Here is a 25,205-nt window from a genome sequence, read left to right as displayed (position 1 = left end):
AAATGTTTACATTGCAAGTCCGTTCACAATGTTTTTACAAAGGAGAGATGTAACGATGACAGCGACTAAAGGTCTGGAAGGGATCGTAGCGACCACTTCCTCCATAAGCTCTATCGTAGATGGCGTTCTCACGTACCGGGGTTATAACATTGATGATTTGGCTGTTAACGCCGATTTTGAAGAGGTAGCTTATTTGTTGTGGTTTGGAAAATTACCTGATAAAGAGCAATTGCAGGAGCTTCGCAACCAGTTAAGCGAATACGCTGCTATTCCGGATGAAATTGTTACTCAATTAAAGTTATACCCGAAAAATTTGAGCACGATGGCTGCCTTGAGGTCAGCCGTATCGTCTCTCGCTTTGTATGACCCAGAGGCGGATGATATGTCGAGAGAGTCTAATGTGACTAAAACCGTCAAGCTTCAGGCGCAATTGCCCACCATTGTGGCAGCGATAGCACGTATACGCGAGGGCTTGGAGCCGATTGCGCCTAAAAAAGGTATTTCCATCGCTGAAAACTTTTTGTATCAGCTGACTGGCAAGGATCCAGAGGAGACGGCTATTAAAGCGTTCAATCAGGCTCTCGTGCTGCACGCCGATCATGAATTAAATGCTTCTACCTTTGCTGCGCGTGTAACGGTAGCCACATTGTCGGATATTTATTCTGGAATCACGTCTGCAATTGGAGCTTTAAAAGGACCACTGCATGGTGGGGCCAATGAGGCTGTGGCCAAAACGCTGGAGGAGATTGGTGGTTTGGATCAGGTGGACTCCTATATTCAGGCGAAACTGGATAACCGCGAAAAAATTATGGGCTTTGGACACCGAGTCTATAAAAACGGTGATCCGCGTGCCAAGCACTTGCACAAAATGTCCCGCGAGCTGGGGGAAATGAACGGTGACACAACGTTGTTTGATATGTCAGTTCGAATTGAAGGAATTGTAACAGGGCAAAAAGGCTTGAAGCCCAATGTGGATTTTTATTCTGCCTCTGTGTATACCCAACTGGGCATCAAGAGAGACCTGTTTACACCTATTTTTGCTGTGAGTCGTGTATCTGGATGGACCGCACACATTTTAGAGCAGTATGAAAATAACCGCCTGATTCGTCCTCGCGCCGAATATACAGGTCCAATGGATCAAAAATATGTATCACCAGAGTTGCGCTAACCCTTTGTCGAAGGAAGATTGAGGTTGTATACCCTGAATTTAAAAAATAAGGTACAATAGAGGGGACGACGAGAGATGTACGTTTTTGTCTGTGATAAAGATCATGTCTTTCGTCCTGTACCCATTCATATCTGAGGAGGAAAAGGAACTTATGGCGAAATTTGAAAAGTTTGAGCTCCCAACTGAAGGCGAAAAAATTACGATTGATAACGGTCAACTACAGGTTCCGAACCATCCGGTAATTCCGTTTATCGAAGGTGACGGCACGGGTCGCGACATCTGGAAAGCTTCCAAACGCGTACTGGACGCAGCTGTAGAAAAAGCATATAACGGCAGCAAAAAGATTGCCTGGTATGAAGTATTCGCTGGTGAGAAAGCTTTCAATACATACGGCGAATGGCTCCCTAACGATACTTTGGAAGCCATCCGTGAGTATATTGTAGCCATCAAAGGACCACTTACGACACCTATTGGCGGTGGTATCCGTTCGTTGAATGTGGCATTGCGTCAAGAACTGGATTTATACGTATGTCTGCGTCCTGTTCGTTATTTTAACGGTGTTCCTTCTCCAGTGAAACGTCCTGAATTGGTAGACATGGTTATTTTCCGTGAGAACACAGAAGATATTTACGCGGGGATCGAGTATGCTGAAGGGTCTGAAGACGTGAAAAAGGTTATTCAGTTCCTCCAACAAGAGCTGGGTGTGAACAAAATCCGTTTCCCTGAAACCTCTGGTATTGGCATTAAGCCAGTTTCTTCCGAGGGTTCAAAGCGTCTGGTGCGGGCTGCCATTCAGTATGCTGTTGACCACGGACGCAAGAGTGTAACGCTCGTACACAAAGGTAACATTATGAAATTTACCGAGGGTGCCTTCAAAAACTGGGGTTATGAAGTGGCTGAGGAAGAATTTGCAGATAAAGTATTTACTTGGGCCCAATATGATGTAATCAAGGAAAAAGACGGTGAGGATGCGGCGAATGCAGCTCAAAAAGCAGCTGAAGATGCAGGCAAAATCATTATCAAGGATGCGATTGCTGATATTGCACTTCAGCAAGTACTGACTCGTCCTTCTGAATTTGATGTGATTGCTACGCTCAACCTGAACGGGGACTATCTGTCCGATGCTCTTGCTGCCCAAGTTGGTGGAATTGGTATTGCGCCAGGTGCGAACATTAACTATGTAACAGGGCATGCTATCTTTGAAGCTACACATGGTACAGCTCCAAAATACGCCGACAAAGACGTAGTGAACCCTGGTTCCGTAATTCTGTCGGGCGTAATGTTGCTTGAACACTTGGGTTGGCAAGAAGCGGCTGACCTGATTTACAAAGGGTTGGAGACGTCCATTAATAAGAAGATTGTAACTTATGACTTTGCTCGTCTGATGGATGGTGCTACACAAGTGAAATGCTCCGAGTTCGCAGATACCATTATTAGTAACCTGTAAGGAAGGGGAATACCACTTGTCCATTCAACGTAAAAAAATATCCATTGTTGGCGCCGGTTTTACCGGTGCCACTACCGCATTGCTGCTGGCTCAAAAGGAGCTAGGTGATATCGTACTCATCGATATTCCGCAACTAGAGAATCCGACCAAAGGCAAGGCGCTTGATATTTTGGAGGCCGGTCCGGTACAGGGATTTGACAGCCAGATCACGGGCACTTCCAATTACGAGGATGCAGCTAACTCGGATATCGTCATTATTACAGCCGGGATTGCACGCAAGCCGGGTATGAGCCGTGATGATTTGGTAAATACGAACGCAGGAATTGTAAAATCCGTTTGTGAGAACGTGAAGAAGTATGCGCCGGATTCTATCGTCATTATTCTGAGTAATCCGGTAGATGCTATGACCTATACTGCCTATCAAACGCTTGGGTTCCCGAAAAATCGGGTTATTGGCCAATCAGGTGTGCTGGATACAGCGCGATATTGTACCTTTATTGCACAAGAACTGAACGTTTCTGTCGAAGACGTGCGCGGCTTCGTTATGGGTGGTCACGGTGATGATATGGTGCCCCTGGTACGCTATTCCAGCGTTGGAGGTATACCTATCGAAACCCTGATTTCGCAGGAACGTATCGAAGCGATCGTACAACGGACACGCGGCGGTGGCGGAGAGATCGTTAATCTGTTGGGTAATGGTAGCGCATATTATGCTCCGGCAGCTTCGCTTGCACAAATGACAGAAGCGATTGTAAAAGATAAAAAACGGATTATTCCGGTCATTGCATACCTGGAGGGAGAGTACGGCTATCAGGATTTATTCCTTGGCGTACCGACACTTCTTGGCGGCAATGGCATCGAAAAAGTGTTCGAGTTGGAATTGACAGCCGAAGAAAAAGCAGCGCTCGATCAATCCGCCGAATCGGTCCGCAGTGTGATTAAAATAGTTACCGTATAGATTCAATTTTCTACTAAGACGGTATACTTTTACTTGAAGAGGTGTCCCCAAGCCATAGTCATGGCCGCTGGACACCTCTTTTACTTTTAAGTAATCTATTCGTTTTCTTCTGTATTCCTTTGCTTTGACCCACTTCCCCGGTATAATAGAGTTCATATGTATTGATAGTTACATGAGGATTTTGCAAAATCCTGACATAGAAAAGCATGTCCCAAAACACTGAAAAGATGGTAGTCATTCGTTGGAATATGATCGTTCTATGGAAAAAAAGTTTGTAAGAAAACAAAGAAATGGAGGTTGTAAAGAATGTTTTTTATTCACATTATTGGATCACTGGCAATGGGTTTTTATTTATTGCTCCCCTTCGTTGTGGGCAAAATCGACAAATTGGCTCCTAGCGTGCAGGAGGGAACGATATCGGCTGTTCAGCTATTGAACCGTTTGGCTCAATTTGCACTGATCCTTGTGCTTGTTAGCGGTATCTATATGATTTTTCCCTGGGGTTCTTATTCGGTAGCATGGATCGTTGTCGTTTTGCTGTTGTTTCTCGCCATTTCTGGTATCGCGGGAGCCATGGGTAAGCCGTTACGGCTGTCGCTGGAAGCGATTCGTAGCCAACAGCCTATTACGCAATACGCTGGCAAAATGCGAATGTTCAGTACGCTGCTTGCCGTCTTCCTCATTTTAATTACGTTTTTAATGGTATACAGCCATATTATTTAATTATGCATTTGGTGAGAGCCTGTAATCGAATGATGACAAATGCTAAATTGAAAAAACGGTCTGTGCTGAATAAGCATAGGTCGTTTTTTTGTGCGCTCAAATAACTACATTTTTCGTTTAACGAATAACTTTGTGTGGTAAATCAGGAGTAGAGTGGATGCAAATGTTGCATCCTAAAAAATATCTGATTTTGAAGGGAGAATGTACAATGCCTAAAAGTAACCAACCTCAGCAAACCTTGCCCCCACAGCATCAGGACCAGCAACCGGGGATTGAGTCCAAAATGTCGCCTGCACCCCAGTTTGAAAAACCAACTTACAAAGCTGCTGGCAAGCTAACAGGTAAAGTTGCACTTATTACTGGTGGAGACAGTGGAATTGGACGGGCTGTAGCTGTCACGTATGCCAAAGAAGGTGCGGACGTAGCTATCATTTACTTGAATGAACACAAGGACGCGGAAGAAACAAAACGTCAGGTAGAGCAGGAGGGACGCAAATGTGTGTTGATTCCTGGCGATATCGGAGATGACCAATTTGCCAAAAAAGCGGTTCAACAGACGGTTCACGAGCTGGGCAAGCTCGACATCGTTGTGAACAATGCGGCAGAGCAGCATCCACAGCAAAAGCTGGAGGATATTACCAAAGAACAGTTGGAGCGTACTTTCCGTACGAATATTTTTGGTATGTTCTTCCTGACGCAAGCAGCATTGCCGCATTTGAAGAAAGGAAGCACTATCGTCAACACAACATCGATTACCGCGTACGCTGGGAACAAGACACTCATTGATTATTCATCGACGAAAGGGGCAATCACATCCTTTACTCGTTCCCTTTCACTCAATTTGGCGGATCAAGGTATTCGGGTGAACGCTGTAGCACCAGGGCCAATCTGGACGCCGTTAATCCCGTCTACATTTGATGCCAAGACGGTCAGCGAGTTTGGAGGAGCACAGCCAATGAAGCGTCCGGGCCAGCCGGAAGAATTGGCGCCAGCCTATGTGTACCTTGCTTCAGACGATTCTTCATATGTAAGCGGGCAGGTTATTCATATCAACGGCGGTGAAGTTATAAACGGATAAGAGGATAAAGGAAAGGCTGGGGGCGTGTTATGCCCTGGCCTTTTTTTCTTTTCACAGTGGAACATAATGAAAGTAGCCTGTAGAATGAGACTTAACCTACATAAAGGATGGGCATATTTTATGAAATCGTTTCGTTTCAGGCTTACCCTGATCATGCTGATTTTGATTGGCGTATCTGTCCTTGCTGCTGGAATCACGATGGGACAAATTTTTAAAAATTCGAATATGAAGGTGCTAGAGGAGAACATGGGACGGGAGATTGACCTTCTTCGGGCTACATTCCCTTTTGTTAATGCAGATGCCCTGTCCAGTACGGATTATGTCTCTTATTATTCTCAAAAGGCGAAAGAAATTGCTCGTCTGACGGAATCGCGGGTGACCTTCATTCGCAAGGACGGGACGGTGGTTGGCGATTCGTTAAGTGATCCTCGTAAGATGGAAAACCACGCATCTCGTGATGAAATACGGCAAGCCACGGCGGAAGGAATCGGTCGGACAATACGCTACAGCGAAACTCTGCAACGAAACATGCTATACGTCGCTGAACCTGTTGTATCGGACAAGGGCTTTGATGGGTATATCCGTTTGTCTATGAGCCTGAAAGCGGTGGAGGAGGGAGTACGGCGTGGCTGGACGGCCATCGGGATTGGTCTTGTGTTGCTGTTTATTGCTGCTGGACTGGTGAGCTATCGTATTGCTCGCAGCCTCACCTCGCCCATTGAACATATTACAGGGGTAGCCAACCGCATATCAGGGCTGGATTATGACGCAAGAGTCGGTGTACAGCGCCGGGATGAGGTAGGGCAACTGGGTGAAGCCATTAATCGTATGGCTGACAGTCTCCAAGACCAAATGAAAACGATACGCGACAATGAGGATCTACTCCAGAGCGTCATGAGTAATATGACAGGCGGAATTCTAATGATTGATGCAAGTGAGTGTATTGCGCTTGTAAACCGTGAGTCTGAGCGAATGCTTGGTGTCGTGGGTAAACGGGTGACGGACAAGCCGTATCATGAGCTGAAGAAGCACTATGAGCTCACAAAGCTAATTGAGGGCAGCATACAAAGCCGAGAGAGGTTGCATGGTGAGGTTCATTTGTACAATCCCGAGGAGAGACTCGTGTTGCTGGACGGTGTCCCGATGTATGAGGATGAAGGCGGATACCGCGGGATGCTGTTCCTTTTACAGGATATTACGGCCATTCGACGGTTGGAAAATATGCGGAGCGAATTTGTGGCTAACGTTTCTCATGAGCTAAAAACACCGATTGCCGCGGTCAAGGGCTTTGCCGAGACGTTACTCGGTGGCGGGGTTAAAGATGAAGAAACGGCCCGCTCATTTTTGCAAATTATATATGATGAAAGCGAACGATTGAATCGGCTAATCGGTGACATTCTGGAGCTATCCAAAATTGAATCCAAGCGTTCTCCGCTGGATTGCTCGCCGGTGCACGTTTCGTCGTTCATAGATTCATTGCTGGAAAAACTGAACAATGTTGCGGCCAAAAAAAGAATTACGCTACACATGGATATCCCGGATGAGTTGTTTATGGAGGCAGATGAAGATAAGCTTCAGCAGATTTTCTTGAACCTTTTGTCTAATGGCATCAACTATACACTTGATGGTGGCAAGGTAAAGATTAAGGTTCTAACGATACAGCGGGAGAATGACACGGAAAAGGTCGTATTTACAGTCAGTGATACAGGTATTGGAATTCCGAAGAAGGACCTGCCACGTATCTTTGAGCGCTTTTACCGGGTGGACAAAGGACGCTCGCGCAACTCTGGCGGAACGGGGCTGGGATTGTCGATCGTCAAACACTTGGTCGATTTGCATCATGGCACCCTTTCGGTGGAAAGTGAGCTTGGATTGGGTACCACGTTTACAGTTGAATTACCACTATTGCAACAGGAAGAATGAACTAGAACATTTTTTACATTCTGTTAACAATGCCGTGATAAAATAAACGGGTGTCGCATGAGTATGAAAAAGGTTTCAGGATTTTGACCAATGCGCCTTTAACAGGTAAACAGGAGATGAAGTTATTTATGGGACAACGCTTGCTGGTTATTGAGGATGAACCAACGCTTGCCAGATTGCTATCCTACAATTTGATACAAGAAGGCTTCGAAGTGGACACGGAGGATCATGGCAGTGCCGGGTTTGAGAAAGCCTCCAGAGAGTCCTACGATTTGATCCTGCTGGATTTGATGTTGCCGGGAATGAACGGACTGGACATTCTGAGCAGACTTCGCCATCAGGGGCTGACGACGCCTATCATTATTTTAACGGCCAAAAACGGTGAAGCAGAGGTTGTTCAAGGGCTGAAGTCGGGTGCGGATGATTACATCACGAAGCCTTTTGGCGTTTCTGAGCTGTTGGCCCGCGTGACGGCTGTGCTGCGAAGAACTTCCGGCGGGGATGAAGGAGTGTTGTCTGATCAGAAAGATAGCTCCAAAATTCAATTGGGCGAGCTGGAGATTTACCCCGAAAAATATGAAGTCATTCTTGGAGGTCAGTCCATCAGCCTCAGACCAAAGGAATTTGAGGTACTTCTTTATTTGTCCCGCAAGCCGGGTGTGGTATTGACCCGAGATGATCTGATGAATGCTGTTTGGGGTTTTGACTACATTGGCGGTCAACGGACCGTGGATGTGCACGTCAGTTCCTTACGTAAAAAGCTGGAGCTAGATCCCGACTCGGTTCATATTGATTCGATCCGTGGAGTGGGGTACAAGCTGGTTGTAAATAAAAAAAGAAGCGCTTCTCATTTATTATAAATGAGGAGCGTTTTTCTTTATCTATGGCAGTGTCCGGCGACTTTTGTGTCCATTTCGTGATTTTACATTTCATTAACAAAACTGATCGCTAGAATCAACAAATGACCGATATGATGTTCCCGTCACTCCAAGTAGTTAAAAAAAGGGGACTTCAGAACGATGATAACGGAACCAAAGACCCAGCCGAGTTCCACTGCCGTGATTGAACGTGAAGCATACAAGCCGATTACTACCTATGTGCCATGCCGGGAGGTTCCGATCATTGGTACGGACATGTCTTGTAAAGAACTGTTAGCACTTATGAAAACACAGGAAGATATACCTTGTGTTATTGTTGTGGATAAAAATGATCTTCCACTGGGCATTATTATGAGAGATGCGTACAATCGCCATTTTACGGGCAGATTTGCTGCGGCGTTGTTCTATGACAAGCCTGCAGCCATATTTGCCGACCCCGATACATTAATTGTGGATTTAAAAAGCCGGGCATCGGACATTGTGGAATTGGCGATGTTGCGTGAAGAACAGCGTTTTTACGATTGTGTGTTGATTAAGGAAGGCACACGATTACTCGGCGTACTCACGATTCGTGATATCCTGTCCGTCGTGCAGCGAATGCAAAGAGAAGCGGACGAAGAGCGGGGCGATGTGATTCGGCATAGCTATGACGGAGTCCAGCGTATTCAGCTGACTGTGCTGGATGCAGCTAAAGAGGCCGATGACAGTGTGCGGCTAACCCGCTCAATGAGTGAATTATCCCGCCGTGGCAAAGTAGAATTGGAGGATGTTTTGCTCTCCTATCGTGCGGTCACGGAGCAAATGAAGCGCCAGCATGAGCAGATGACGGCGTTGACCCAATCGCTGAATGACATTGCGGGCATGGCCTCATCCATTCGTGCACTGGCAGATCAAAGCGGACTGCTGGCGATCAATGCGTCCATTGAAGCGGCGCATGCTGGCGAACACGGACGAGGCTTCCAGATTGTGTCTCAGGAGGTGCGGAATATGTCACTCCAGACGAAAGCTTTTTCCACGCAGATTACAGGCTTACTCACCCATATCGAGCAGATGCTGCGTGACACTGCTGAACTGACGGATACGAGTATGCAGCAGATTCATACAGGCTCTCAATATATTTCTGCTGGAACACAAACTTTTGCCAAACTATTGCAGGCTGTCGATGAAATTGAAGCCAAAAACAGCGAAATGTCCCATTCCGCAGAGGAAGCGGCTTTGAATGCAGCCGAAATTGCACAGGAGCTTGAGCTCATGCTAAGTTCTTGATCATTTTACATACCGTTAACAAATCCACCACACTAAATTTACACACAGCTTATATAATCTTCATATTGTGCAAATCAGGTGCAATGCTTGAGGATCATAACTGCAACACGAAGGAGATCATAAATCCATGAATGATTCCGTAATCCGGATTGATAAGCTGAATTTATATTATGAGAAATTTCACGCGCTGAAACATATAAACCTCGATATTCCTGAAAAAACGGTAACTGCCTTTATCGGCCCGTCCGGCTGCGGCAAATCGACCCTGCTGCGTACGCTGAACCGGATGAATGACATGATACCGGGAACGCGTATTGAAGGCACCGTGAGTATCGCAGGTCAGGATATATACGGCGATACTATGGAAGTAGAAACTCTGCGTAAGCAGGTAGGAATGGTTTTTCAACAGCCTAACCCATTTCCCAAATCGATTTATGATAACGTGGCCTACGGCCCACGTCTGCATGGAGTTCGGCAAAAGGACAAGTTGGACGAATTGGTCGAGCAAAGCCTGCGGCAGGCGGCACTCTGGGAAGAGGTCAAGGACTTTCTGAAGCGTTCAGCTCTGAGCTTGTCCGGTGGACAACAGCAGCGGTTGTGCATTGCCCGGGCGCTTGCTGTACAGCCAGATATTTTGCTTATGGACGAGGCGACATCTGCGCTAGATCCGATCTCCACGATGAAAATTGAAGAACTGGTTCAGGAATTGCGAGACACATATACCATCGTCATGGTGACGCATAACATGCATCAGGCAGCGCGTGTGTCCGGTCGAACTGCGTTCTTTTTAAATGGTGTTGTGGTGGAAGCGGCGGATACAGAGACGATGTTTTCCACGCCGCAAGATTCACGTACAGAAGATTATATTTCAGGGCGATTTGGCTAAAGCCTACCAGATGAATATGCCAGAAGGGGTGACTTCGAAATGATACGTAGAAAAGGTTTTGATGAAGGGTTAGATGAGCTGAGAGCCGTACTGCGCGAAATGGGTGCACACGTTTCGAAGGCGCTCGATCAGGCCATTGAATGTTTGCAGACCAAAAATATAGAATTGGCTCAGCAGGTGGTCAAAAATGATGCATCCCTCAATACGCTGGAAGAGAATATTCTCGATATGGGTTCCAAGCTCATTATTACCCAGCAACCGGTAGCGAAGGATTTGCGCCGGATCATTGTTGCATTTAAAATTTCCAGTGATCTGGAACGAATGGGCGATTTGGCACTTGATATTGCCAAGGTGACACTTCGTTTGGAAGGGCAGCAGATCATTAAGCCTCTGGTGGATATTCCGCACATGGCTTCCATTGTTAAAGAAATGATAGATGATGCGATCAAATCCTATTTGGATGAAAATACAGATCTGGCCTACAAAATGGCCAAAGAGGATGATCGTGTGGATTCCATGTATAGCCACATGATCAGCGATCTGTACGCCTTTATGGTAGAAAAGCCGGCAGAGGCTTCACAAGCCATGCTGCAACTGCTTGTAGGACGATACATTGAACGAATTGGTGACCATGCTACGAATATCGGTGAAAGTACTGTATATCTCGTGACAGGGGAGAGACCAGATTTGAACCAGTAGAGCTTTCAGGTATATAGCGGTTGTTTCTGACCCAGACTTGTCTTTGAGCAAAAGGCAAATTTGGTTAGGAAGCAGCCGTTTTTTTCTGAAAAAGGAGTCTTGTATGTTAAGATAGGAAGAGGAATGCGTAAAACGTAAGAACGTTACGAATGCATTGATGAACTTGCGAGGTGCTAAATGGATAAACTCATGCTTATAGATGGTAACAGTATCATTTACCGGGCGTTTTTTGCTATGCCACCGTTAACGAATTCGAGCGGGCAGCAGACGAACGCGGTGTACGGATTTACGACGATGTTATTGCGGCTCTTGGAGGAGCACAAACCAACACATATTCTGGTTGCCTTCGATGCCGGTAAAATAACGTTTCGCCATAAAGGATACGAGGATTACAAAGGTGGACGGGAGAAAACACCGCCAGAGCTGTCTCAGCAATTTCCGTTGCTGAAAGAGCTATTGACCGCTTTCGGCATTGCCCAGTTTGAACTGGATGGCTATGAGGCGGACGATATTATAGGCACCCTGTCCAAGACAGCGGACGAAGCCGGTTTTAATGTGCTGGTCGTGACTGGGGACAAGGATATGCTCCAATTGGCCTCAGACCATGTCACAGTCGGCTTGACCCGCAAAGGGGTTACTGAGGTGGAGACGTATGGACCTGAGCAAATTCAGGAACGATATGGCCTGAAGCCGCTGCAAATTATTGATCTTAAGGGTCTGATGGGCGATACGTCGGACAATATTCCTGGTATTCCTGGCGTGGGAGAAAAAACAGCGCTCAAGCTGCTGCATCAATACGGTTCAGTCGAAGAAGTGCTGGCGCACACGAATGAGCTGAAGGGCAAAATGAAAGAACGTGTAGAGACACATGCTGATGATGCGCGAATGAGCAAAGATTTGGCGACCATTTATCGGGATGTAACGTTGGACAAGCAGCTGGAAGATGTGGCCTTCGGCGGGCTGCAAGCAGAAACGGCCGGGCCAGCTCTGGCGAAGCTGGAGTTCAAGTCCTTGCTGGAGCGTTTATCCTTTTCAGGTGAGGTTGGAAGTACTGGGGTAGACGTAGAGGAAGCCGAGGCTGACGTAACAGTGCTGGATGAGCAGCGGATTAGCGAATTGGTAGAAGTGTTGGATCGTGTGGATGTGCTGCATGTTGAGACGCATGGTGATAATCCGCATCATGCTGACATTGTAGGTCTGATATTTGCCGCAACGGGACAGCAATTTTTTATGACACTGGATGCACTGCAAAGCGATGCAGCTACACCTATTCGCGCATGGCTTGCTGACCCTGAACGCAAAAAACGCGGTCATGATCTGCATCGAACGGATTTGGCTTTACACTGGCATGGAATTGAGTTTGCAGGTGCCGAGTTTGATGTGCAACTGGCAGGGTACTTGCTGGACCCAACCGATGCAAACCAGACATTGAGCGGATTGGCAGCCAAATATGGCTTGTCTTCGATCCGTCCAGACGAAGAAGTGTTCGGCAAAGGAGCTAAATATAAAGTCCCTGACGTGGATGTACTGTCCGATCATGTGGCGCGTAAGGCAGCGGTGATTGAAGCTTTGGTGCCTGTGCAGCAGGCGGAGCTGGAAAAAACGGAAATGCACAAGCTGTTTCATGAGCTGGAGATGCCGTTGTCCCGCATTTTGGCGGATATGGAGAAGCAGGGCATCTTGGTGAACGTAGAAGAACTGCGCGCTTTGGGGAAAGAATTTGAAGCCCAGATTGCAACGTTGGTGGGTGAAATCTACAGCATTGCCGGAGTAGAGTTCAATCTGAATTCACCTAAACAGCTGGGTGAGATTTTGTTTGATAAACTGGGTTTGCCTGTCATTAAAAAGACGAAAACGGGGTACTCGACCGATGCGGAGGTATTGGAAAAGCTGGCCCCCTATCATGATATTGTGCAAAATATTTTGCAGTACCGCACTATTGCCAAACTCCAATCGACGTATGTCGAAGGATTGCTGAAAGAAATTTCGGAGAAAACGGGTAAGGTGCATACGTATTTCCGGCAGACGGTTGCAGCAACTGGACGCTTGAGCAGTCAATTTCCGAATTTGCAAAACATTCCGATTCGTCTTGAAGAGGGTCGTAAAATCCGCAAAGTGTTTGTTCCGTCCGAACCGGGCTGGTCTATTTTGGCGGCAGACTACTCACAGATTGAGCTGCGGGTGCTAGCTGATATTTCGGATGATGAACGTTTGAAGGAAGCCTTTGTCCACGATATGGACATCCATACCAAGACCGCATCCGATGTGTTTGGTGTAGCAGCGGAAGATGTGGACTCCAACATGCGGCGTTCTGCGAAGGCAGTCAACTTTGGGATTGTCTATGGAATCAGTGATTATGGTCTGTCACAAAATTTGAATATTACGCGGAAGGAAGCGGCTCGCTTTATCGACCAGTATTTTGATGTGTTCCAAGGCGTTCGCCGTTACATGGATGATATTGTGAAGGATGCGAAGCGGGACGGCTACGTAAAAACGCTGTTGGAACGCAGACGCTATTTGCCGGAGATTAACGCCAGCAATTTCAACCTGCGTTCATTCGCTGAGCGTACAGCGATGAATACGCCGATTCAAGGTACCGCTGCCGATATTATCAAGTTGGCGATGGTACAGATGGATAAGGCGCTACGTGAACGTAATCTTCGCAGCAGAATGCTGCTCCAAGTACATGATGAGCTTGTGTTCGAGGTTCCGCCTGAGGAAATGGAGACGATGAAAGAGCTTGTCCCGGCTACCATGGAAGCTGCATTAAAGCTGGCTGTGCCGCTCAAAGCCGAAGTAAGCTATGGAAGCAATTGGTATGAGGCCAAGTAAGATATTTCAATGAGTAGATAGTCCCAATTTGACGCTGCTTCCGTTATAATATAGGGTGAGGTGAAGACATCATGCCGGAATTACCGGAAGTAGAAACAATTAAACGAACGCTAAACGAGCTTATCGTTGATAAACATATAGATCATGTCACCGTGAATTTACCGCGGATCATTCAACGGCCCGATGATATCCATGCTTTTGCGATGGAATTGGCCGATCACCGGATTACAGGGGTGGAGAGACGCGGAAAGTTTCTGCGGATTTTGCTGGACGGGCTGGTGTTGGTCTCCCATCTTCGAATGGAAGGGCGATATGGATTGTATTCGCAACATGATCCTGTGGAAAAGCATACCCATGTCATCTTTCATTTTAAAGATGGTACGGAGCTGCGTTATCAGGATGTGCGCCAGTTTGGCACGATGCACTTATTTCCGGCAGGACAGGATTTGCTGGAAAAGCCGCTGAACAAGCTTGGTTTGGAACCGATGGACGAGGCCTTTACACCCGAAATGCTGCGTGTCGCTGTTGGAACTCGTTCGACTTCGATCAAGGCAGCGCTGTTAAACCAGTCATATGTGGTGGGCATTGGGAATATTTATGTAGATGAATCGTTGTTTAAGGCGGGGATTCATCCAGCACAGCCAGCCAAAAGCCTAACGGATAGCCAATTTCATGTCTTGCATGAAGCTATTGTCTCCACGCTGGGTGCGTCGATTCAGGTTGGAGGCTCGTCCATTAAATCGTTCGTTAATGGACAGGGCAAAACGGGCGACTTCCAGCATCAATTGCAAATCTATGGACGTAACGCGAAGCCTTGCATTAACTGTGGCACATTGATCGAAAAATCTGTCGTAGCCGGACGTGGCACACATCATTGTCCGGTCTGCCAGCCTCTGCGCTAAACAGGCACAGTCACCCCAAGCCCATCCCTCTCATATATTGTTCCAAGTACCAATACTGCGGAGGGTTTCGGTTGTTATAAGGCCCTGCCTTCGCAATGGGAGGGAATTGGAGTGGCTAATCATTGGGGAGCACTGCTGTTACTGGCATTTGCGCTAAGTTTGGACAGTTTCGGAGTCGGTGTTACATATGGTCTGCGCAAAATGAAAATTCCACTGTTGTCGATTGCTATCATCTCCGTATGTTCAGGTTTGGTGATTGGCATATCCATGCAATTGGGCGCATTACTATCTCGTGTCCTGTCTCCTGTATATACGACCGTTTTCGGCGCTGTCATCCTGATCTGTATCGGCTGTTACTCTTTGTTTCAAGCTCTGCACCGCAAAGAGGATTCGCTAGAGGATTCAGCGGAGGCCTCTCGGGGGCTGCTTCTTACAGAACAGACTGATCCAGTGAGCAGATCTGTTCTTGGAGAGAAGAAGAGTATAGAGGATGCTGATACAGAGTCTTTCCTTAGCTCAAGAAAAGATCTGTCGGCAGAAGCTTCTGTAGAGCAGCAGGAGCGAACGCTATTTTCTCTGGAGTTCCGCAAATGGGGACTTGTTATTCGGATTCTTCGAAGCCCGTCTGCTGCGGATATGGACCGTTCTGGCAGTATATCTGCTACCGAAGCGGTTTGGCTGGGTATTGCATTATCGGTCGATGCGTTCGGAGCGGGATTAGGGGCAGCTATGCTTGGTTTTCAGCCACTGTCTACTGCGCTGGCTATTACGTTATTCAGTGGAACATTTTTGATTGCAGGGATGAAGGCAGGCTTCTTTCTATCAGCATTTCGATTTATGAAGGCGCTGGGTGTATTGCCGGCATTATTACTGATTATGATGGGCATATTGAAGCTGTTATGAGGTGAAAGAGCATGAATATCGGATTAACCGGAGGTATTGCTACCGGAAAAAGCACCGTGTCGGCTCTTTTGGTCGCCAAAGGTGCGCTGCTGATCGACGCAGATGCCATTGCCCGGGAAGTGATGCTTCCGGGGCATCCGGTGCTGGCGGCGGTCATACAGCATTTTGGACAAGCTATAGTGAACAGTGACGGAACCCTGCACCGCAAAAAACTGGGTGAGATTGTATTCGGAGACCCTGCCCAGCGGCAGGCACTTAACGATATTACACATCCTGCTATTCGTGAGGAAATGCGACTGCGTATGGAAGCATATGAACGGGAACAGCCGGACAAGCTTGTTTTGGCAGATATCCCGTTAATGTACGAGTCCGGGCTGGAGAGCTTGTACGAGGAAATTATGGTTGTGTACGTACCACGTGATATTCAGCTCCAGCGTCTGATGCTCAGAGACGGTCTGACGGAGGAACAAGCTGGACTTCGGCTGTCCGCACAAATGGATATTGAACAAAAGAAAAACTTGGCCGATATCGTTATCGATAATAGCGGAACACAGTCTGAGACGAAACGACAAATTGATCAATTTTGGCAGCGGAAGGGACTTGCATGAATATTTTGCGAAAGAAAAGAGTCCTGCTCACTTTGTTTGTCGGGTTTGTCCTGATTCTGTTCCTCAATTCAAATTGGATGTCCTGGTTCTATCCGATTCAATATAAGGATGAGATTCGGCAGTATTCACAAACGTATGAAGTGGACCCATTTTTGGTGGCGTCTATTATCCGCGTAGAAACCAATTTTAAAACCAGTAAGCAATCGCATAAGGGTGCACTGGGGTTGATGCAGATTATGCCGAATACAGCAAATTGGATTATGGACAGCGCCCAGATTCAAAAGGTTCCGCTAGACAGTGTCAAGCACGAGCCTGGTACCAATATAGAGCTGGGAACCTGGTATTTGCATAACCTATCCATGAAGTTTCAGGATAATCCTGTAGCAATCGTAGCTGCTTACAATGCAGGGCCGGGTAAAGTTCAAGAGTGGCTCGATAAGGGAGTGTGGGATGGAAAAGAAGAGTCCATTAAGCAAATCCCTTTTGGTGAGACACGACATTATGTACAGCGGGTCATTTATTACTACAGGCAATACACGAAAATTTATAATGATTTTTAAAAGACAAGTTAATGACATGATGAGCCTTTTCGCTTTAAAATGAAAAAAAGCGCAGGACAGGCTGTTTTTAGCAGCCCGTCCATACACTTTTTCTTGTTATTTCTGCATTATTACCGCGATTATTGGTATTGACCTGCCAATTGTTGTTCGGCGATCGTTACGAGGCGTTTTGTGATGTAGCCCCCGATCGAACCGTTCTCATAGGAAGTCATGTTACCTTGGTATCCATCTTGAGGAATGCTGATACCCAGCTCTTGAGCGATCTCATATTTCATTTGCTCCAGAGCGCCGGAGGATCTGCTGACTACCAGATTGTTGGAGTTGCCATTGTTTCCTTGTGCCATTGTTGTTCACCTCCTCGCGATGTGGTAAACATATTATGATCCGTTTTGACAAAATTATTACTAAAAATCTTCGGGAATTTATTGGAAAAAGAAAGTGGTGAGATTATGAAATGTCCGTATTGTGCCTACAATGGCACAAAAGTGTTGGATTCGCGACCTGCGAATGATAACAAGTCCATCCGTCGCCGCCGTGAATGTGAGCAGTGTGCCAGGCGTTTTACCACCTTTGAAATGGTGGAGGAAACCCCACTCATGGTCATCAAAAAAGACGGCAGCCGTGAAGAGTTTAGTCGTGATAAAATGCTGCGCGGTCTCATTCGAGCCTGTGAGAAGCGCCCAGTATCCGTCGAGCAATTGGATATGATCGTATCCCAGGTGGAGAACGCTATCCGCAACACAGCAGCCACAGAAGTCGATAGTCAGCAGATCGGGGAGCTGGTCATGGAACAGCTTTACCCAGTGGATGAAGTCGCCTACGTACGTTTTGCGTCCGTCTATCGTCAGTTTAAAGACATCAATATGTTTATGAAGGAACTGAAAACATTGTTATCTAAAGATACAGCCAGCGACTGATCGCTGACTGTATCTTTCTTGGGTCAAGGTGGGAAGATGATTATATTTTTTTTATAAAAGTATTGACACAGGAATAAAAATTTTATATGATATAGAAGTCGCTTGAAACGTTGATTAACTTACTTATGATGGGGCCTTAGCTCAGCTGGGAGAGCGCATCGCTGGCAGCGATGAGGTCAGGGGTTCGATCCCCCTAGGCTCCACCAAACTTACCAATCCAAAACCCTTGTATATCAAGGGTTTTTTTGTTTTTATGTGAAGTGTGCCGTACACACGTTTTTTCAAAATTATCGTCTTGGGGACGAATTGGGGACGAATTATGAATTTCGTCTTTTCAGTTGGTTAAATGTTTGAATAGCTTCTTTATTCATTTTCTCAATTGCGTGAGTATACATATTACCAGTCGTTCGTATGTCTGCATGTCCAAGGAGTGACTGGATTTGTTTAATAGGTACACCTTTACTCATTAGATATGTGGCAGCTGTATGTCTGAGGCCATGAAATGGTAAATGTTTTAATTTGTTTTTTTTCAGGAATTTCCTAAACCACCATGTTGGTGATGTGTGGAACATTGGTAATCCATTGTCCTGACCAAAAAGCAACAGCCTATCACCGCCTTGCCACTTGTCTCCAAAAAACAACTTATTTCTTTTTACTTCATTGATTCGTTTTTTTAGAATAGGTAAAACTTCATCAGCTACTGGAATTGTACGCCGGGACTTTTTGGTTTTTACATCCTTAAAAATTGTCTGCTTATTAGCATATGCCAATGACTCACGAACTTGAATATATGCTGCTTCAACACCATTTTCTTTTTCAATAAAGATATGTTTGATTATATCAAGAGCAAGCAACTCACCACGACGCATACCAGTTGTGGCAGCTAATTCAATCATAACACGCCATTTAAGAGGGGCATTCTCCAGCAACTCAAACATTGTAAACAACTCGTCTTCGTCCATAAAATCTTTTTCCTCAGTATCCAGCTTAGGACGTTTTACTTCACCAGCTGGATTGCTTTTAATTAATTTCCATTCAACAGCGCGATCGAGTATATCCTTTAGTACGCGGTGTGTAAACCTTCTGGATGTGCTGCTTAATCCCCCTTCCTTTCCGTCTTTACGAGCACCTGGTTCTGATAATTTATCCAAAAAAGTTACTACGTGTAGCGGTTTTATTTGGTCAATACGCATATGACCAAACATAGGGGTTATGTGGTTTTTTAAGTGGCGATTATAGTTATCTAAGGTGGTCCCTTCTAAATGCTTGACTGCGTACTTACGCGCCCATTCATTCTTAAACTCTTCGAATTTCATTTTTTCAGGTGAAATGTATTCGCCTGCTTCAACCTCGATTTTGAATTTAGCAAGTTCAGTTTCAAGATAATCTTTCAGTTTCTTTGTGGTTTTCAATAACGCCGGATCATCTACAGTAATGGTTTTTCTCCTACGATCCCTGTCACCGCTTGACAGTAGTCCAACATCTACGCTTAAACGCCAACTGTTATTCCCTCTCTTTTCGATACTTCCTTTAGCCATAGTATGACTCCTTTCAGATTAATGATTTGAACTTAGTTCCAGTTAGCACCACCTCCTTTAATAAATAGAACTTATGTTCGGTTTTTTGGGTGCAGAAAGTAAGCTTTCACTGAGGGTAAAAGCCTACAAAAACAGTTTATGTATTTCACGAGGGACCCCACAGCGCAATAGGAAACGATCTATTGGTTCGTCGGTCTTCTGTTGTTCGTTAAAAGTAAGTAGTTTAACCGCAAATGTATTAGCCTGACGTTCATATTTTCCTGTATTGAAGAAAGTGTTCTCGTCTAACCAAAACCTTCCCAATCCTGGGTGAAGTCGATCATGACCCAATTCATGGGCGCATACAACTCTTTGCCATTCTTCCGAAAGTCCACTGTGAATAACGATGAATCTTCTTCGCAATTTTCGAAAGTATATGCCACGAGTTGCTTTGCCTAAATCTTCATAGACCAAAGCAATATTTAACCCTTTGGCAATTTCAAAAGGATCGTTTGTTCCGAATTTTTTTACAAGCCTTTGAATGACATTGTCCATAGGGTCACCTACTCATTAGTATTATCTGAGTTGCCTTTATTGGTGTTCTTCTTTCTCCCATAGGTCTCTTTGTTTAAGCGTTTAGCTTCCCAGAATAACCCTGTCAGTACGTCATTTATCCGTTGCTTATCTGCATGGTCTAAAGGCAGGCCATCAAACATTAATTCTTGGTCGTCAGTCAAAAGTTGCTTGAAATCCCGTATATCTTTTTTTGTAGCCCAAGCTGGTATTTCTTCATCCTTGTTGTTACTGGACTTTCTTCTGACATCGCTAAGACCCAAAATATAGTCTGTATCGACATCAAATAACTTCGACATCTCTTTCAATATGTTGCCAGGTGCAATTACACGGCCAGATTCATAATTAGCTATATTCGCTCTGCCCATACCTAGTTTCTCCGCGAGTACATCTTGTGAATATCCCTTTAACTCCCTTTCTGACCGTATGCGCAGCCCCATGAGTTTACGCTCTTCTGAATTCATATAAATCTCCTTTTCAAAAAAAGTTTTTTTAAATTACGTTTATACCATTGACGTGTTTTTAAATATCGCTTATGATAATGATGTAATTTAAAAACACATTAAAGATTGAGGTGATACCGTGAGTGTTTCTTTAAAACGCAGAGAACAATTTCGTATCTTGCGTGCAAAGTTCAATATTTCCCAAAGGAAATTATCAATTGATCTTGGAGTTAGTGAAAGCCATATCCGCAATATAGAAAGCGGAAGAGGCAACCCAGACGCTGTTTTACTTTTCAAACTTGCAAAATATTTTGGTGTTCCACCAGAAAGTTTATTTCCAGACTTGGCAGAAGTCGAAGTTGTACAAAAGTAATATACTTACAGTCATTATTATAAACCGTCATTTAAAATAACGCAAGTATAAATGACTATATTTGAGTGGGAAGGAGAGAAGATATGGACTCTAAAGACTTGTTAGATGAAATATCCAAGCGAGTGTTAGCAAAAATCCAGCCTGATATTATTAATTTTTTATCAAATCAAATGAACATATCTCAGGACAGAAAGTTGGATGTTGCCCAAGCTTCTGAGTATTTAGGTATAGCAGACAAAACGTTATATACCATGTGCAAAAAGAAAATAGTTCCACATCGTAGATATGGAACGCGTATCATGTTCAGCTCTGCTGCATTGGATGCATGGGGCCGCGAACAGGATAGGCTTAATTATCAGCCTAATAGGGAAGGAGTATCTTTATGAACCAACTGGTATTTATCCAAAAGGGACAAGTCGTAACAGATAGCCTTATTGTCGCGGAATCATCTGGAAAAGAGCATGCCCGAGTATTGAGGGACATACGCGAGTTGCGATGTAGTGAAGAATTTCGGGTCGGCAATTTTGCCGAGTCAACTTATAAAAACGCTCAAGGGCGTGATACACCCAAAATCATCATGACAGAGCAAGGATTTACCTTGCTGGCTATGAGTTATACCGGACCGAAGGCAATGGAATTTAAAGAGCGTTACATTACAGAGTTCCATCGGATGCGGCAGCAACTACAGACCGCAGCCGTAGACACCTCCCAACTAAGTCCTATTCTCCAGCTTCTTATTCAACAGGAGCAGCAACAGAAGGCAATCATTGAACGTCAGGATGCGACAGACAAACGTGTTTCTGTAATTCAGGAAACAATTTTGCAGCGTGACGACGATTGGAGAGACAAGCTAAACGGGATGCTTAATGGAGCTGCTAGACGGTCAGGCGGAGTATTTCGGGATTTGCGGACGCGTAGTTATGAAATGCTGGAGAGTCGGGCTAAATGCGACCTTAACCGCCGCTTGCGTAATCTGAGGGATCGGCTTCAAGAGACTGGAGCGACCAAGACCAAGATATCCGAAGCAAACCGTCTTGATGTGATTGAGGCCGATCCAAAGCTAAAAGAGATTTACACAACTGTTGTAAAAGAATTGTCCATCGGGACATTAACCTGAAAGGAGTGTGGATGTGTATGGAATACGCAAAACAACGTCTTGACGAACTTGAAAATATGTACGATATGCTGGCTAATAATCCAGGTTGGGTACATCCAAAAGTTTCTCAATGTGCTTTTGGATGGATGCTTAAAGAGATTTTGGACTTACGCGCCGTGCTAGGTATCGTCGGAGAGAGGGTGTACACATTGGAAACACGCTTAATACCAGTTTTGGACGCTTCCGGCTTGCGAAGCTATCTGGAAGTACCGGGAAGCACATACTTCGAGGCCGCATACAACGCAAACAGTCTGCTTAGTGGGGCAGCTACGTTAGACATGGATTTACTCGAATTAACTGAACAGGAGATAGATGTACTGCATAAGCAAAATGAGTGTAAGCTCATTCGGGAACAGTTACATGATGTAAGTTACAAAAAACTTGATGCTCTTGCTAACAATCGCAATCCTCGTAAATTTTTGAAGGAACAAAACGAACTTAGTTTCCGGCTGTTTCGACTGGAGAGAGAAATAAAAAAAGCCTGCCCATGATGGACAGACCCATAATCGTGCTACCAACACGATTGCTTTAGAAAACAATTACCGGAATTATAACACACATTTAAATTTTTGGAAACAGGAGTCCCTTCATGGACCATAAGGAGCTTGAAAAAATTAAGGAGATTAAGTTGTACATCCGAGAGATTCAGAAATACCGGGATACAGCAGAAGGCATCCCTACGGATTCACCGGGCGCGTTAATTCAGAAGGTGGAACTGCTTACCAAGGCACATACCCTTATGGGTCGCGTAGCGGCGTATATGGACGGACGGTACCGCCAGACCTATAGCCATCGAAAGCGGGTGTACGCGGAAACTCTCCGTGATACAACCAAGAGAAACAAGCAGAATGCCGCAGAATTGGCGGTACTGAATATTCGCGATCAGGAGGCGAAAGACCAGGAACGTATGGTCCTCTGGAGAAACGAATTTAGGTCTATTGCAGAGCAGTTGTATGAATTGCGTCTACGGCTTCGGGTGGACATGCACATAGGAGGCGGTCAGGAATGATTTACGGGTACAATCCTGCCCCTAAACCTGCGCATAAGCGAGGCAGAAAGAAGCGGGGGAACCACACGGCTATAACTGCCGCTGTGCGGGAAGAAGTGGATCGTCGGGCAGCTGAACATACCGGATATGTGATATGTGAGCGCTGCGGAGTTTCCCGCCCCGCGTTATGGTTTGAGAAAGCACATTTGGTGAATGCCAGCCAGTACGGTAGCGGGTCGGAGCCTTGGAACATCGCTAACCTGTGCGGCCCCCGTACAGAAACGGGCACATGTCACCAGTGGTCAGACGATACAGCGGCAGGCCGGGAATGGAAGCTCCGAAAGAGGGACGAGCTTATTGAATACTATTTCCGTGGCTCAGGCCGGGAATGGTGGAAAGGGGATTAGATCATGGCGCGGCCGTTAAAGGAGAGCCTGGATTACTTCCCGCTTGATATCGACTTTGACCAGGACGACAAACTGGTCGTGCCGATAGCTAAATATGGGATGCAGGGGCTTGGAATCATCGTGAAGCTCATGATGAACATTTATCGCAACGGGTATTTTTACCCTTGGGAAGAACGTGAACAATATGCACTCGCAAGCAAAGTAAATGTAGACATTAACTCTGTTACTGGTGTAGTTAATGAGTGCATTAAATGGGGTTTCTTCAATCAGCAAGTGTACGAATCACATAAGGTTCTTACTTCACGAGGTTTTCAGAAGAGATATTTGGAGGCGGCGAAGCGGAGGAAGTCCCTTGCACTCAGAGAGGAATGGGTCCTAATTGACCCCGCAGCAGAGTGCAAAAATGTAGTATTTTCCATTTCTATAGTTAATGCTGACGGAAACGTAGTTAATGAGTACATTAACCCGGATAAATGTAACTCAGGGTATACAGGAAATACACAAAGTAAAGTAAAGGAAAGTAAAGATGAAAGTAAAGAACCTAAAAGATTAAAAGATTCTTCTCCTGAACAGCCTCCGGCAGTTCCGGGAAAGCCTCCTGCTACGCCTTCGGGAAAAGGGAATAAGCCGGATAAATACGGACCTGACAACACGTATTACAAAATGGCTGTGTACTTTAAAGACCGGGTAGATGAAATGGCGAAGGGTGAGGGGTTGGAACACCTTACTGCTAGAACCAACATTCAAAAATGGGCAGACGACTTCCGGAAGCTGGTCGAATTGGACAAGCACCATGATAAGGAACTTATTGCTAGGGTAATGGATTGGGTCGTCAAGGATGATTTTTGGTGTAGGAATGTATTGAGTGCTGAGGCATTCAGAAATCAGTTCGGCAAGCTGGTCCTAGCTATGCGTAAACCAAACCGCCAGTCCCGTCCTGCTGGAAGGAACGATAAGCAATCTATAGATATCGTTAAACCGCAGGAAGATGTAGAAGGCGTTTCACAGGCCGAGTTGGACGAGCTCATGCGGCTTGCTGAACGTATGCAAGCAGGCAAAGGAGGCCACCAGAATTGACACCAACTGCATATATGGAAAAGCAATCTGTTTCCCGGTTGCGTGAAATGCTTCATGACGAACGATTGGATTATGACATTCGGGCATATGCCGAAGTGGAGTTATTAAGGCGGATCGGAGGTGCCGGGCTTGGGAAAAAGGATATACACGCCAGAAGATTGGGACAAGCGGTTGGACAAGTTGGGGAAAATGACCCGGAACATACACATCGCCTGTGAAGAAATGAATTTCCTTTGGTCTTCTGACGATCTTGCAGAGTTTCGCGACATGTGGAGGCAGGGGTACAGCGTGGAAGAGATTCGCAGTTACTTTGACCGGGAGAGCTGGCAGGAAGTAATTTTAATCGCACTGGATCAAATGCGGTGGGGATACATCAAAATACGCCCTGACGTTTTGATCGTGGAATAGGACTCTGTTATGGTCAGAGGCCGCAGCCCTCCACAGCCGTTAAACCAAACATATGTACTTATAAATTAATTATTTGGAGGTTTATGTAATGGATAATCATGTGGAATTGAGTGGGTTGGTACAGGGTGGCGTGCAAGAGCAATTCAACAAAGAGTGGGATCGTGTCATTAGGAATATTGACGATCCTAATACGTCTGCAACGGCAGCGCGTAGCATCACAATTACGATAACGCTCAAACCGGATAAAAAGCGGAAGACCATTAATTCTACAATTGCTACTAAATCGACCATCGCGCCAGATAACCCATTGGATACCACATTTGTTATGGGCGCTGACAGCGCTGGAAATGTAGTCTCGAAGGAATTGATGTTCGGTGACGAGGACCAGACGTTTTTTGACAACGAAGGCACTGTACGTACTGGAACTGGCGAAGAGGTCGACAAGAATACCGGGGAAATAAAGTCCGGGGATGGAAATGTAGTCAATTTCAGATAACTAATAACTAAAAATTAGG

Annotated in this window: 29 protein-coding genes and 1 tRNA gene; 26 read left to right on the top strand and 4 right to left on the bottom strand. The window is 45.6% G+C overall.

All coding sequences use genetic code 11. From position 1 onward, the window contains the following. Positions 1–55 precede the first annotated feature (55 nt). The 15 genes from citZ to MHB54_RS04455 all read left to right on the top strand — a co-directional run bounded on the left by citZ (position 56) and on the right by MHB54_RS04455 (position 16,831). On the top strand, positions 56–1,168 hold the full coding sequence (citZ, locus tag MHB54_RS04525; protein ID WP_028542893.1) for a citrate synthase: 1,113 nt from the start codon (positions 56–58) through the stop codon (positions 1,166–1,168). Between the two features lie 151 nt (positions 1,169–1,319). Next, positions 1,320–2,615, top strand: coding sequence for an NADP-dependent isocitrate dehydrogenase (gene icd, locus MHB54_RS04520; protein ID WP_023987916.1), 1,296 nt, complete (start codon positions 1,320–1,322; stop codon positions 2,613–2,615). A gap of 16 nt (positions 2,616–2,631) precedes the next feature. Then, positions 2,632–3,573, top strand: a complete 942-nt coding sequence (gene mdh / locus MHB54_RS04515; protein WP_028542892.1) for a malate dehydrogenase — start codon at positions 2,632–2,634, stop codon at positions 3,571–3,573. 306 nt (positions 3,574–3,879) lie between these two features. Further along, complete coding sequence (locus MHB54_RS04510) at positions 3,880–4,296, top strand: hypothetical protein (protein WP_023987918.1); 417 nt, start codon at positions 3,880–3,882, stop codon at positions 4,294–4,296. A 208-nt stretch (positions 4,297–4,504) separates the two neighbouring features. After that, complete coding sequence (locus MHB54_RS04505; RefSeq protein WP_023987919.1) at positions 4,505–5,374, top strand: SDR family oxidoreductase; 870 nt, start codon at positions 4,505–4,507, stop codon at positions 5,372–5,374. Positions 5,375–5,494: 120 nt separating this feature from the next. Next, on the top strand, positions 5,495–7,297 hold the full coding sequence (gene pnpS, locus MHB54_RS04500) for a two-component system histidine kinase PnpS (RefSeq protein ID WP_053325099.1): 1,803 nt from the start codon (positions 5,495–5,497) through the stop codon (positions 7,295–7,297). A 128-nt stretch (positions 7,298–7,425) separates the two neighbouring features. Then, positions 7,426–8,157: a response regulator transcription factor gene (locus tag MHB54_RS04495; protein WP_013309604.1), complete on the top strand. Its 732-nt coding sequence runs from the start codon at positions 7,426–7,428 to the stop codon at positions 8,155–8,157. Positions 8,158–8,316: 159 nt separating this feature from the next. Beyond that, positions 8,317–9,441, top strand: coding sequence for a methyl-accepting chemotaxis protein (locus tag MHB54_RS04490; protein ID WP_023987921.1), 1,125 nt, complete (start codon positions 8,317–8,319; stop codon positions 9,439–9,441). A 127-nt stretch (positions 9,442–9,568) separates the two neighbouring features. Continuing rightward, entirely contained in the window at positions 9,569–10,327 is a 759-nt protein-coding gene (gene pstB / locus MHB54_RS04485; RefSeq protein WP_023987922.1) for a phosphate ABC transporter ATP-binding protein PstB, read from the top strand. Between the two features lie 39 nt (positions 10,328–10,366). Continuing rightward, positions 10,367–11,026: a phosphate signaling complex protein PhoU gene (phoU, locus tag MHB54_RS04480; protein WP_023987923.1), complete on the top strand. Its 660-nt coding sequence runs from the start codon at positions 10,367–10,369 to the stop codon at positions 11,024–11,026. 177 nt (positions 11,027–11,203) lie between these two features. Continuing rightward, the gene (gene polA, locus MHB54_RS04475) at positions 11,204–13,858 is read left to right on the top strand and encodes a DNA polymerase I (RefSeq protein WP_053325101.1); all 2,655 of its coding nucleotides are present in this window, start codon (positions 11,204–11,206) and stop codon (positions 13,856–13,858) included. 71 nt (positions 13,859–13,929) lie between these two features. Beyond that, on the top strand, positions 13,930–14,760 hold the full coding sequence (mutM, locus tag MHB54_RS04470) for a DNA-formamidopyrimidine glycosylase (protein WP_023987925.1): 831 nt from the start codon (positions 13,930–13,932) through the stop codon (positions 14,758–14,760). Positions 14,761–14,871: 111 nt separating this feature from the next. Next, positions 14,872–15,663: an MntP/YtaF family protein gene (locus MHB54_RS04465; protein ID WP_023987926.1), complete on the top strand. Its 792-nt coding sequence runs from the start codon at positions 14,872–14,874 to the stop codon at positions 15,661–15,663. Between the two features lie 11 nt (positions 15,664–15,674). Then, on the top strand, positions 15,675–16,271 hold the full coding sequence (coaE, locus tag MHB54_RS04460) for a dephospho-CoA kinase (RefSeq protein ID WP_023987927.1): 597 nt from the start codon (positions 15,675–15,677) through the stop codon (positions 16,269–16,271). Beyond that, the gene (locus MHB54_RS04455) at positions 16,268–16,831 is read left to right on the top strand and encodes a lytic transglycosylase domain-containing protein (protein WP_023987928.1); all 564 of its coding nucleotides are present in this window, start codon (positions 16,268–16,270) and stop codon (positions 16,829–16,831) included. Before coaE ends, MHB54_RS04455 begins: the two co-directional genes overlap by 4 nt. Before the next feature lie 119 nt (positions 16,832–16,950). Here the strand turns inward: MHB54_RS04455 and MHB54_RS04450 are convergent, their stop codons facing one another. Beyond that, positions 16,951–17,175: an alpha/beta-type small acid-soluble spore protein gene (locus MHB54_RS04450; RefSeq protein ID WP_013309613.1), complete on the bottom strand. Its 225-nt coding sequence runs from the start codon at positions 17,173–17,175 to the stop codon at positions 16,951–16,953. A 105-nt stretch (positions 17,176–17,280) separates the two neighbouring features. Here MHB54_RS04450 and nrdR point away from each other — a divergent pair, with 105 nt between their 5' ends. Both nrdR and MHB54_RS04440 read left to right on the top strand, forming a co-directional pair. Beyond that, entirely contained in the window at positions 17,281–17,748 is a 468-nt protein-coding gene (gene nrdR / locus MHB54_RS04445; RefSeq protein WP_013309614.1) for a transcriptional regulator NrdR, read from the top strand. Between the two features lie 130 nt (positions 17,749–17,878). Beyond that, positions 17,879–17,954: transfer RNA gene (locus MHB54_RS04440), tRNA-Ala, on the top strand. Positions 17,955–18,065: 111 nt separating this feature from the next. Here the strand turns inward: MHB54_RS04440 and MHB54_RS04435 are convergent. From MHB54_RS04435 to MHB54_RS04425, 3 genes are all read right to left on the bottom strand, one after another. Beyond that, complete coding sequence (locus tag MHB54_RS04435) at positions 18,066–19,286, bottom strand: tyrosine-type recombinase/integrase (RefSeq protein ID WP_340981436.1); 1,221 nt, start codon at positions 19,284–19,286, stop codon at positions 18,066–18,068. Between the two features lie 123 nt (positions 19,287–19,409). Further along, the gene (locus MHB54_RS04430) at positions 19,410–19,820 is read right to left on the bottom strand and encodes an ImmA/IrrE family metallo-endopeptidase (RefSeq protein ID WP_340981435.1); all 411 of its coding nucleotides are present in this window, start codon (positions 19,818–19,820) and stop codon (positions 19,410–19,412) included. 8 nt (positions 19,821–19,828) lie between these two features. Further along, entirely contained in the window at positions 19,829–20,302 is a 474-nt protein-coding gene (locus MHB54_RS04425; protein ID WP_340981434.1) for a helix-turn-helix domain-containing protein, read from the bottom strand. A gap of 118 nt (positions 20,303–20,420) precedes the next feature. Here MHB54_RS04425 and MHB54_RS04420 point away from each other — a divergent pair, with 118 nt between their 5' ends. From MHB54_RS04420 to MHB54_RS04380, 9 genes are all read left to right on the top strand, one after another. Then, entirely contained in the window at positions 20,421–20,654 is a 234-nt protein-coding gene (locus tag MHB54_RS04420) for a helix-turn-helix transcriptional regulator (RefSeq protein ID WP_322172009.1), read from the top strand. Positions 20,655–20,737: 83 nt separating this feature from the next. Further along, entirely contained in the window at positions 20,738–21,040 is a 303-nt protein-coding gene (locus MHB54_RS04415) for a helix-turn-helix domain-containing protein (RefSeq protein WP_340981433.1), read from the top strand. Further along, positions 21,037–21,771, top strand: coding sequence for a Rha family transcriptional regulator (locus MHB54_RS04410; RefSeq protein WP_340981432.1), 735 nt, complete (start codon positions 21,037–21,039; stop codon positions 21,769–21,771). The genes MHB54_RS04415 and MHB54_RS04410 overlap by 4 nt, the downstream gene beginning before the upstream one ends. Before the next feature lie 17 nt (positions 21,772–21,788). Further along, complete coding sequence (locus MHB54_RS04405; protein WP_340981431.1) at positions 21,789–22,301, top strand: hypothetical protein; 513 nt, start codon at positions 21,789–21,791, stop codon at positions 22,299–22,301. Between the two features lie 98 nt (positions 22,302–22,399). Next, positions 22,400–22,819, top strand: a complete 420-nt coding sequence (locus MHB54_RS04400) for a hypothetical protein (protein WP_053324968.1) — start codon at positions 22,400–22,402, stop codon at positions 22,817–22,819. Further along, positions 22,816–23,205: a hypothetical protein gene (locus MHB54_RS04395; RefSeq protein WP_340981430.1), complete on the top strand. Its 390-nt coding sequence runs from the start codon at positions 22,816–22,818 to the stop codon at positions 23,203–23,205. The genes MHB54_RS04400 and MHB54_RS04395 overlap by 4 nt, the downstream gene beginning before the upstream one ends. Before the next feature lie 3 nt (positions 23,206–23,208). Then, positions 23,209–24,282 (top strand): DUF4373 domain-containing protein, encoded by a 1,074-nt coding sequence (locus MHB54_RS04390; protein WP_340981429.1) that lies wholly within the window; start codon positions 23,209–23,211, stop codon positions 24,280–24,282. Further along, entirely contained in the window at positions 24,279–24,500 is a 222-nt protein-coding gene (locus tag MHB54_RS04385) for a hypothetical protein (RefSeq protein ID WP_340981427.1), read from the top strand. The genes MHB54_RS04390 and MHB54_RS04385 overlap by 4 nt, the downstream gene beginning before the upstream one ends. Positions 24,501–24,778: 278 nt before the next feature. Next, complete coding sequence (locus tag MHB54_RS04380; protein ID WP_340981426.1) at positions 24,779–25,186, top strand: replication terminator protein; 408 nt, start codon at positions 24,779–24,781, stop codon at positions 25,184–25,186. The last annotated feature ends 19 nt before the right edge of the window (positions 25,187–25,205 follow it).

The organism is Paenibacillus sp. FSL M7-0802, from assembly GCF_038004945.1.
Taxonomy (GTDB): Bacteria; Bacillota; Bacilli; order Paenibacillales; family Paenibacillaceae; genus Paenibacillus; species Paenibacillus polymyxa_B.
Note: the sequence above shows the minus strand (reverse complement) of the source record. Positions and strands in the feature narration are given on the sequence as shown.